Below are 290 nucleotides of genomic sequence, written 5' to 3'. Positions count from 1 at the left end.
CCAAGATCGCCCGCGATCTCGGCTGGACGCCAAGGGAGAATTTCGACAGCGGCCTGGCAAGGACGGTCGACTGGTACCTCGACAACAAATGGTGGTGGGGGCCGATCCGCGAGCAGCGCTATGCCGGTGAGCGGCTGGGCCAGGCCGCGGTGGAAGACAGGAAGGGCGCGTCGTGAGGATCGCTGTCACCGGACGCGAGGGCCAGATCGCCGCGAGCCTGCTGGAGGCGGCGCAAGGACGGAGCGACATGGAAGTCGTTGCCGTTGGCCGGCCGCAACTCGACCTTGCGC

Annotated in this window: 2 pseudogenes; both read left to right on the top strand. The window is 67.9% G+C overall.

From position 1 onward, the window contains the following. Positions 1-176: pseudogene (locus EN859_RS40150) on the top strand (dTDP-glucose 4,6-dehydratase); the annotation flags it as partial. Next, a pseudogene (locus EN859_RS40145) lies at positions 173-290 on the top strand (sugar nucleotide-binding protein); the annotation flags it as partial. The pseudogenes EN859_RS40150 and EN859_RS40145, both read left to right, overlap by 4 nt.

Source organism: Mesorhizobium sp. M00.F.Ca.ET.216.01.1.1, from assembly GCF_004010325.2.
Classification (GTDB): domain Bacteria; phylum Pseudomonadota; class Alphaproteobacteria; order Rhizobiales; family Rhizobiaceae; genus Mesorhizobium.
The sequence above is the reverse complement of the archived record's forward strand: the minus strand, read 5'-3'. Positions and strand labels throughout refer to the sequence as shown.